This window comes from Arthrobacter sp. CAN_A214, assembly GCF_015751955.1.
In the GTDB taxonomy this organism is placed as follows: domain Bacteria; phylum Actinomycetota; class Actinomycetes; order Actinomycetales; family Micrococcaceae; genus Arthrobacter_D.
Window position 1 is genome coordinate 19,975 of the sequence record NZ_JADOUU010000024.1, and the last position, 8,246, is coordinate 28,220.

Genomic DNA, 8,246 nt, shown 5'->3' on the forward strand with positions numbered 1-8,246 from the left:
GGAACGGGTCCGGTGATCACGGGGCTCGAAACACGGTTGCTGACCGTCCCGCTTCCCAGGCCCTGGGGTGCGGACGCCCCGGAGAACCACATCATCACCACCGCCGTGCACACGGATGCCGGCACCGGGTTCGGCTTCGCCTGGACGCCAACCATCGGCCCGCAGGCGGTGAAGGCGCTTCTCGACCACGACATCGCCGGTTTCGTCATCGGCAGGACGGTTGAGCCGGAGGTCCTGTGGGACCTCCTCTGGAAGCGCCTGCACGAGGCGGGAAGCGGCGGCCTGACCACCATCGCCATGGCGGGCCTCGACCTGGCCCTCTGGGACCTGAAGGCCAGGCAGGCGAATGTGTCGATCGCGAACCTGCTGGGCAAGCGGCAGGACTCCGTGACGGTCTACGGTTCCGGAGTGAACCTGCACTACTCCCTCGAGGAACTCGTCGCGCAGGTGCGGCGCTGGACCGCCGCGGGCAACAACGCCGTGAAGATCAAGGTGGGCAAGGCGGATCTCGCCGAAGACGTTGACCGCGTGGCTGCGGTACGGGAGGTCCTCGGTCCGCACCGGCGGCTGATGATCGACGCCAATCAGCGCTGGGACCTTCCCGCCACCATCCGTGCCGTGGACGTCCTGTCGCAGTTCGGCCTTGAATGGCTCGAGGAGCCGATCCGCGCCGACGACCTGTGGGCCTACCGCCAGTTGCGCAAGCATTCCCCGGTTCCCATCGCGCTGGGCGAGAATGTCCACACGATCTACCGGTTCCGGGACTTCATCGCTGCCGAAGCGGTGGACATCATCCAGCCGAACATCGTCCGGGTGGGAGGGATCACCCCGTTCCGCCGGATCGTCGAACTCGCCCGCGCCCACAGCGTACGGGTTGCCCCGCACCTGTTACCGGAACTGTCCGGCCAGCTGGCCCTCACCATGGCGGAACCCGCCTGGGTGGAGGACGTCGAGGACGCCTCGTTCGCGCACCTCGGTCTGCTTGCCGGGCAGTCACCGGTGTCCGTGACCGACAGCGTCCTTACCGAGACCGGTGAGCCCGGCCTCGGATTCCGCTTCCGGTAGCGGTATCGCCCGCCGGGGGAGTGGGACAACGGGGGTGGGTGACGAAACCCACGGGTCCTGTCACACACTCTCCGGCAAGCCGGCTAGAGTTCCAGCGTCGCGGGGCGCGCGATTCCGTTGACCAGGACCGAGGGCCACCGCGGATCCAGTGTCAGCACCTTCATGCCCGAATCGCCGAGCAGTACCGTGTCCTCGATCTTCGCCCCGGGTGCCGAGGGATTCCACGTGAACGCCTGGTTCGGGGCCACCTCGTCCTCGGAACTGTCCGTGACTCGGGGATCCCGCCCAGCGTAACCGGCCGGGCCGCCCTGGTGGTGCAGCCTCCATTGATCCGGCCCGAACCCGTGCCGTTGGTAGGAAACCTTGAGTTGCGCCAGGATTCGGCTGAGGCTTGCGCCCTGCACCGTGGCGCCGAAAAGGTCTGCCTCGACGGCAGCAATCCGCTTCTCCGCATCCCGCTCGTCAGGACTCCCGGCGTCAAAGCGTAGCCAGCGGGTGGCGTTGATGATCATGCCGTCCCTGCGTGCGCAGACCACCGCCATCGCGCGGCGTCCCAGGGGTGAGTGGGTGGGCAGGGGATGCCGGAAGCCGGAGCGCGAGGCTCCGCTGCACAGCAGCACGAGCGGCTCAGCGCCGAGCAGGACGATGCGCTCCGCAAGGCGGGCAACCAGTTGGAGCTCCGTCAGCGACGGGGAGGCCGCGGCCAGGACGTCGGTGAAGGCTTCCGCCGTCTCCCCCGCCAGCAGTTCGTAGCGTGCGGCTTCCGCAGGAAGCAGGGAGCGGCGGGCGTTCCGCAGTTCCTGCGCAACCTCATCCTCCTGCAGGGGTGCAGCGGCGCCCGGTCCGAACCAGGCGGCGACGTCGCGCAGGTCCGAGAACCAGGGAACCTCGAGCACTGCTACCCCGGCGGGAATCTCTTCCCGTGAAAGCCGCTCCGCCTCGTTGTTGTAGGTCACCAGGTGATCGCCGTCCCGATTCACCAGCAGGGCAGCCACCGGGTCACCCGCAAGGCTTACGTGGATGCGACTGCCGTCAAGGTACCAGGAGAGCGCTGTCTGCGACGTCAGGAGCAACGAATCGGCATCCGCACGGTCCAGGATCCCCAGGACCCGCCGGCGCTTTTCCTCCCGATCGAGGAGTGATCCGGGAGGTGTCCGCGCTGCATCGAGAACCGGGGGGCTGGCGGTTCGAAGGCTGTTCATCGGGCTTCCTCCACAGCGCTGACCAGAGCGGAGACCTCGGAATCGTCCAGGGAGCCATCCGCCACGACAACCGAGACCGAACGGGTCAGCGGCATGTCGGCTCGGGTCTCCACCACGGAATCCCACGCCAGCGACAGCCCCACGCCGGGGTACCCCGAGTGGCGGACGAACCAGGGGTCCGTCGCATCGGGGCCGGCAATGAAGATCAGGGTGGCAGTCCTACCTTCGAAGTCCGCGGTCCAGGCCAGCCAGGGTGCTGTGCTTCCGTGGACGCTTTCCTCTCCGGAGGAGTGCGCAGTGCGGACGGAAACGGCGCTGCACGCAGGAAGGCGCCAGAAGAAGCCGCCATACCCTTCCTGGATGCGGCCATTCGACCCCGGGCTGCCCAGGGCCACCGGTCGTCCGCCGGCGGGGGAGAGCGAGAACTCCAGATCCAGCTGCCAGGCCGTGGTGCTCAGCCCGGTGGCTGTCCACCGCCGGTCCTCCGTGAGCAGCACCCGCCCGTCCGGTCCAACCCACTCGAGTTGCTCTTCGAGCGTCGACGCGTCGCGGGTCAGGCCCGCGGTTCGAATGGAGCCGTGGTCCTCCCTCCACACGTAGCCCTGCGCTTCCCGGAGGTAGGTGCGACCGCCCCAGAAATTGATGCCGTCGATATCCTGGAGGGCCACCCCCGCACCGAGATGCCAGACATGGTCAAGCGGCAGGTGGTCCGTGACGACCACCCCGCCCGGGGTGGTGACGGGATGGAGGTAGGGCCGGGGCGAGGATAGCGGCGCCACATGGTCTCCGGCCTGCCGCTGGGCAACGGCGCGTCCTGCAACCTCCAGCACGGCGGATGGCGGGATGGGCCGTGCCCATGCCGCGCCGAGCTCGCTGAACGTCGCCTGCGCCTTGGTCGCTCTGCGGATCAGGGACTCGATGCCGTTGACGATGGGTCGGGCTTCTCCGTCCTCACCCGTCCAGGTGACGTTCGCGGAGCCGATTGCAGCGGGCGGTTCGGCTGTCCGGATCGCCTCGAGTACCCGCATGAAAGCACCGCTGCCGGCCAGGGAGCTGAGCAGGGGAACGCCGCTGGACCGGTGATCCAGTAAGTTCTCGAGGAGGTCGGTGCGCTCGAAGGTTTCCTGATGCACCCCTGCGGCAGTGATGACCTCCAGGACATCGGAGGTGTAGTAGAAGACCGCATCGCCCTCGGTGCCGTGCAGGGTGACGAAGGGTTCGGACTGGCTTTCGGCGCACAGCGTGAAGGCGCAGAGGATGGTGCCGCCCTGTGAGGTCCGGACGCGGATCGTGCTGGTGTCATCGCCTTCGATGTCGTGGGCGTGGTAGAGGTCCGTCTCCACCGTGGCGACATCATCGGTGCCCTGCGCGCCGGCGATGCGCAGTGCCGTTGCCACGGCGTGCGCCAGTGAATTGGTCGTGACTCCGTCCACGACGTCGATTCCATCGAGGGTGCGCTTGCCTGCCCAGCGGGACCTCCCGAAGTAGGTGCGGTCCCGTACCCACATGCCGGTGGCGGAGATGCCACGGATCCGGCCGATCGTCCTATCCTGCAGCAACCGCGTGATAGCCGGAAGGGCATGCGAGCCCAGGCTCTGGAACCCGATCTGGACCGACCGATTCGCTGCCGTTGCGGCGTCGAGCAGTTGCCGGTACTGCTCCAGCGACGCCGTCGCCGGTTTCTCCAGGTACACGTCCGCGCCTGCCGACAGCGCAGCGATACCGAGGCCGGCATGGGTGTGGATGGGAGTGGCGATGATGACGACGTCAGGGGCCGGGCCGCCGGCAAGGAGCTCGTCCAGGGTGCCGAAGACTTCCACCGAGGGATCCAGCGCTCCGGGTGCCGGCGGATTCGGGTCGGCGACGGCGACCAGCTGGACCTTTCCGTCGAGCTGCAGTCGCTGCAGATTCGCCAGGTGGCGCGCCCCGTACCCGTGTACGCCGACCAGTGCGATGCGTGGTGCCGACACCACGGCTTCTGTCAGTAGGGCACTGCTGTCCTGAACCTTGCCGTTGGCCATCATTCGTTTCCGTTCTTACTCATCGAAGCGGGATTACTTGACACTTTACGCGAGAAAACGTTTTCTCTCAGGTGAATTCAGGTCTTTCCGCAGGCACTTCCCGTGCCTGCGCCCGAACGGGTGCGGCGGATCCTCACCTCGCCTGCAACTCGCAGGAGAAGAAGTAAGCCGCCCCCGCGAGGAACTCGGCCGTAAAGATATGCCCACCGGGGTTCCATGTCCCCTGGTACCGCCGGGGGTCGTCCGTAAAAAGGCGTTTCAGCAGCTCGTCGGCCTCCCGCATTCCGTCGGAGGGGAAGAGTGCGTCATCCGCCGCGAATTGCACGAGGAATCTCGCCTGTTCCGCGAGGGTGGTCAGTTCGGGCCATTCGAACGTGCGGGCGAGGCCGGGAGTGTTGAGCAGCCAGGAATGCTGCTCGAGGTAGTAGGGAAAGAGGGACCGAAAGGTGGTCATCATGCAGGCAACAACGCACGCACGTACCTCCGGGGCGAGGGCCGCGAGAATAAGCGCCCTCCCACCGCCGCCGGAAAACCCTCCGGTGCCGATGCGCGTCGGATCGACGGTCGGCAGGCTTCGCAGGACCGCGAGGGCTGCCAGATCGTCAGAGGCCACCATCCCGGCAAAGCTGGTCCCCAGTATCCCTGCGGCCTTGGCCACAGTGTTTTCGTGAAACGCCGCAGCGGCGTTGTAGGCGGTTTCGGTATCCGCTATGGTTCCCTCCGCCTCCCAGACTGCCTGCTTGGCGGAAAGCCATTCGGCGGTGCGAGGAGGCGGCTGGTCCAGATTGAAACGCCTGCTTCCCCAACCGAAGGGATCGTGGACGAGGACCGCGAAGCCCTCACGGGCCAGCTCATTGGCCACGGCCTTGCCCTCGTAGAGTTCTTCCTGAAGGCGCCTGACGGATGGCGCCGTTTCGGTGCCGCAATCCACGAGTCTCTCCGCGCCGAGGAATTTGTTGCCGGCGTGGCAGTGCATCCAGAGCAGGCCGGGGAGGCCGCCGTCGTGGTGTTCCGGCTCCGCGAGCCAGGCCGTGGTGCGGGGGCCGAAGGGCAGTTGCCAGCTCATTTCCTTCAGGCGCACGCCGTCGACCACCCGCTCCGACAGCACGGACCACGCCGGCGTACCGGGCTGCCGGGCCGGCACACCAAGGATTGAAGCGAGAAGGTCTACCCGGCCATCGCTGCTGCGGTGACGCGGACGCCCACTGGCGGCAGGCCAGTCCTCGTAGCCCGCGATGGCGGAATGTCGTTTCACTCCTGCGCCCGACCGCCTGTGGCGGGACGCGACGGAATCCGGGGGTCGAGCCCCGGGCGCTGCGGCTGGACAGTATGCTGGCTTCCCAGAAGCTGCAGACCGGAGGCCGGAGGAAAGTGCGAGACAGAAACGGAAAGATTCGATTCGCGATTGTCGGTACGGGCTGGCGGAGCCTTTTCTATCACCGGGTTGCGCGTGCGCTTCCAGATGAATTCGAGGTGTGCGGTGTGGTGGCGCGGAGCGAGAACTCCGCCGCGAGGGTGGAGGAAGCCTGGGGTGTTCCGACTTTCCGCTCGCTTGCGGAACTCGCCGCCTCGACGGCTCCCGACTTCGCTGTGGTGTCGGTCCTCAAGCCGGTGGCGCCGACGGTCATTGCGGAAGCCGTCTCGTTGGGCCTGCCGGTCCTGGCGGAGACGCCGCCGGCCCCCGACGTCGCCGGCTTGCTGCCGTTGCTCCGTCTGGTCGAGGGCGGCGCGGTGATCCAGGTGGCCGAGCAGTACCACCTCTCGCCCCTGTTGAATGCGCAACTGGCGATTGCCGGTTCGGGCAAGCTGGGGACCATCAGCCAGGCCCTCGTTTCTCAGTGCCACGATTATCATGGCGTGAGCATTCTTCGGAAGGCGCTCAACGCCGGTTTCGAGAGTCCCGTTATCACTGCAGATTCCTTCGAATATCCCCTTGTGAAGGGCCCGAGTCGCGGTGGTGAACCGCAGTCGGAGAGGTCGGTGACTGCCCGTCAGATCACCGCCCGGCTCGATTTCGGCGACAGACTGGGAGTGTACGATTTTGCGTCCGATCAGTACTGGTCCTGGATCCGCGCGAACCGGCTACTCGTGCGTGGAGATCGGGGTGAAATCAAAGATGCGGAGTTGCGGTACCTGAAGGACTTCCGCACCCCCATGTTCTCCGGAATCCAGCGGATCAGTGCGGGGGAGGGGGGCAACCTGGAGGGCCAGTTCCTCCGCGGGCTCGTCGCAGGTGACGAGTGGGTCTATGTGAACAGATATCTTCCCGCGCGGCTCAATGATGACGAGATCGCCATCGCCACCTGCCTCGAGCGGATGAGGGACCACCTCGAGGGCGGCCCGGAACTCTACGGCCTGGCTGAAGCATCACAGGATCTCTATCTTGCCCAGCTCATCCATGCGGCGGCCGATAGTGGCGAAAAGCTCAGGGCCGAGCGGCAACCGTGGGCGCCGCCGGCAGGGAGGTAGGACTGGTTCCGGTGCTTGCGGGCACCGAAACCAGTCCTGTATCGAATGGCCGACTTACTGGATCATTCCATCGATCTCGTCGAGCATCTGGGATGCTGCTTCCTCTGGGGTCAGATTGCCGAACAGCACCTCGGAGTTATAGCGGATGATGACGTCCTGGACGCCGGCGGTGCCCACGGGTGACGGCTTCGGGGACGCGGCGACGTCTTCCTCGATGTCGTCGAGGAACTCCACGACAGTCTGGTCGGATTCTTCCAGTTCGGGCTTCACCGCTGCAGCCATGTCGGGGTTGACCGGCACTCCGCGGTCCACCAGCATCACCTTCGCTGCTTCCTCGTTGTTGGCGAGGTAGTTGACGAGGTCGGCGGCGGCTTCCTGGTCATCCGACTGGCTGGACACGGACCAGTACATCGAGGCCTTGAAGTACATGCCGTTGTCGGCTGCCTCCCCGCTGTCCGACGGGGCCTGGTGCATGGTGATGTTGCTGCCCGATGTCTCGCGAAGGACGCCGAGCTGGTTGGACCAGTACCAGCTCATGGCGATCTCGTTGTTCGGGAAGCTCTGGCCCTCGAACGTGCCGGACTGATCCTCGGTCCACTGCGCGGCGCTCGCGCCACCCGCCTCGTCACGGATCTTGAGCAGGTGCTCGAAGTGGGAGGCCGCCGTCTCCTCGGTGAATCCGACGGTCCCCTCTTCCTCGTTGTAGAGGGACTCGCCGTGCTGGCGGAGCCAGATGCGCAGGCTCGCGTCGGGAGCGTTGCCATAGTCGGATCCCGGCAGGCCCAGCTTGTCGCTGACCTCCTTCGAGATCCGGTAGTAGTCGTCCCAGGTCCAGGTGGTGGTATCGGGGACGGGTACTCCGGCCTTCGCGAAGAGGTCCTCGTTGATCACCACGGTGAATGCGTTGCGTCCGGTGCTCAGGCCGTAGAGGCCGTCCTCGTACTCCCCGAGGGCGAGCGAGGGTTCGTCGAACTTGGACAGGTCCAGGTTGGGAAGCTCCTTGAGGTCGGCCAGGGCTCCGCGGCCTGCGTATTCCTGCAGGTACTTCTCATCCATGGTGATGACGTCGGGGGCATCGCGACCGGCGGTCGTGGTGGCGAGCTTGTCCCAGTAACCGCTGAAGTCCGCATATTCACCCGAGATGGTCACATCGGGGTTGGCGGTCTGGTACTGCTCGATGATCTTCTGGTTGGCCTGGTGGCGGGGGTCCGATCCCCACCAGGACCAGCGGAGATTTCCGTCACCTGAGGAAGCAGCCTGCTCTCCACTGGAACTTCCGCAGGCACTGAGGGTGAGTCCGAGGACGACGGCGAGGGAGGCGGCGGTGCCCATCCGGACGCTGCGTGAAACGTTTTTCATCGGTTTGCTTCTTTCTGAATGGTTGTTGGTATAGCCCGGTGGTGGTTTATTTGCCGCCGGTGGTGGCGATGCCTTTGACGAGGTATTTCTGGCCGAAGAGGAAGACCAGGAAGACCGGGAGGAGGGACAC

The 8,246-nt window shown here is 66.0% G+C and carries 6 protein-coding genes and 1 pseudogene; 2 read left to right on the forward strand and 5 right to left on the reverse strand.

Annotated features, from left to right (window positions below):
* Positions 1-12 precede the first annotated feature (12 nt).
* Positions 13-1,065, forward strand: coding sequence for a mandelate racemase/muconate lactonizing enzyme family protein (locus IWX65_RS14715; RefSeq protein WP_334683891.1), 1,053 nt, complete (start codon positions 13-15; stop codon positions 1,063-1,065).
* 83 nt (positions 1,066-1,148) lie between these two features.
* On the opposite strand, the gene IWX65_RS14720 is transcribed toward IWX65_RS14715, so the two are convergent.
* The 3 genes from IWX65_RS14720 to IWX65_RS14730 form a co-directional block, all read right to left on the reverse strand.
* A complete protein-coding gene (locus IWX65_RS14720; protein WP_196883969.1) occupies positions 1,149-2,267 on the reverse strand; it encodes a M24 family metallopeptidase in 1,119 nt (372 codons plus the stop codon).
* Positions 2,264-4,291, reverse strand: coding sequence for a DUF6807 family protein (locus tag IWX65_RS14725; RefSeq protein WP_442859204.1), 2,028 nt, complete (start codon positions 4,289-4,291; stop codon positions 2,264-2,266). The genes IWX65_RS14720 and IWX65_RS14725 overlap by 4 nt, the downstream gene beginning before the upstream one ends.
* Before the next feature lie 130 nt (positions 4,292-4,421).
* Positions 4,422-5,543: an acetylxylan esterase gene (locus tag IWX65_RS14730; protein WP_196883971.1), complete on the reverse strand. Its 1,122-nt coding sequence runs from the start codon at positions 5,541-5,543 to the stop codon at positions 4,422-4,424.
* Between the two features lie 116 nt (positions 5,544-5,659).
* Here IWX65_RS14730 and IWX65_RS14735 point away from each other — a divergent pair, with 116 nt between their 5' ends.
* Positions 5,660-6,757, forward strand: a complete 1,098-nt coding sequence (locus IWX65_RS14735) for a Gfo/Idh/MocA family protein (protein ID WP_334683892.1) — start codon at positions 5,660-5,662, stop codon at positions 6,755-6,757.
* Between the two features lie 54 nt (positions 6,758-6,811).
* Here IWX65_RS14735 and IWX65_RS14740 read toward each other — a convergent pair whose 3' ends face one another.
* Positions 6,812-8,116, reverse strand: coding sequence for an ABC transporter substrate-binding protein (locus IWX65_RS14740; RefSeq protein ID WP_196883975.1), 1,305 nt, complete (start codon positions 8,114-8,116; stop codon positions 6,812-6,814).
* A gap of 46 nt (positions 8,117-8,162) precedes the next feature.
* Positions 8,163-8,246, reverse strand: a pseudogene (locus IWX65_RS17885) (carbohydrate ABC transporter permease); the annotation flags it as partial.